Annotated in this window: 1 protein-coding gene; it reads right to left on the bottom strand. The window is 72.0% G+C overall.

Going from position 1 to position 1,124, the window contains the following annotated elements; genetic code table 11:
* Nucleotides 1-1,124: AMP-binding protein (locus AC1D12_RS33820; RefSeq protein WP_477845448.1), on the bottom strand; the 1,124-nt coding region annotated here is incomplete at both ends.

The following is a 1,124-nucleotide window of genomic DNA, read 5'->3' as shown; positions in this document are numbered from 1 at the left end:
CGATCGCGACGCGCACCAGGCCATCATCGCGACAACGCCATTGCGTCACGTCGATCGCCGCCTCGGTCGGGCCGTACAGGTTGAACAGCCCGGCCTGGGGCAGGCGGCGCAGCAGCTCGTTCTGCGCCTCGGCGGGAAGCGCCTCGCCGCTGCAGATCACGCGCGCCAGGCTGTCGCAGCGCTCGACCTCGGCATGCGCGAGGAAGGCCTGCAGCATCGACGGCACGAAATGCAGCGTCGTGACGCGCTGCCGGCGGATCAGCGCCGCGAGCCGCGCCGGATCCTTGTGCTCGCCGGGGGCGGCCAGCACCAGCCGCGCGCCGGTCATCAGCGGCCAGAAGAACTCCCACACCGACACGTCGAAGCCGAACGGCGTCTTCTGCAGCACGGTGTCGTGCGGCGTCAGGCCATGCGCCTGTTGCATCCACGCCAGGCGGTTGTGCAGCGCGCGGTGGTGGTTCGCGGCGCCCTTGGGCCGGCCAGTCGAACCGGAGGTGTAGATCACGTAGGCCAGGTGCTGGCCGTGCAGCGCGACGACGGGGTCAGTGTCGATGCCGGGCTGGTCGATCGCATCGCCGTCGACTTGCAGCACCGACAGCGCCGGCCGGCCGCCGAAACGCGCCGCCAGGTGGGGCCGCGTCAGCAGCAGCGCGATGCCGCTGTCGTCGAGCATGTACGCCAGCCGCTCGTCCGGATGCTCCGGGTCCAGCGGCACATAGGCGCCGCCGGCCTTCAGGATCGCCAGCAGGCCGATGACCATCTCGAACGAACGCTCCATCGCGATGCCGACACGCGTGTCCGGCCCGACGCCTTCGGCGATCAGCCGGTGCGCGAGCCGGTTGGCGCGGCGGTTCAGTTCGCCGTAACCCAGCGTCTGCTCGCCGAACACCAGCGCGATCGCCTGCGGCTGCTGCTGCGCCTGCCGCTCGAACAGCCGGTGCACCGGCGCGTCGTACGCATGCTGCTCGCCGTTGACGCTCCACTGCCGCAGCAGCGCCCGGTCGTCCGCGCCGAGCAGTGCGACCTCGCCGACGCGCGCCTGCGGCTGCCCGACCAGCGCGCGCAGCAGCGCCACGTAGTGCGCGCCGAGCCGCGCGATGCGCTGCGGCTCGAACAGCGCATCG

It is taken from the genome of Rhizobacter sp. P1_G5 (assembly GCF_056405435.1).
The sequence above is the reverse complement of the archived record's forward strand: the minus strand, read 5'-3'. Positions and strand labels throughout refer to the sequence as shown.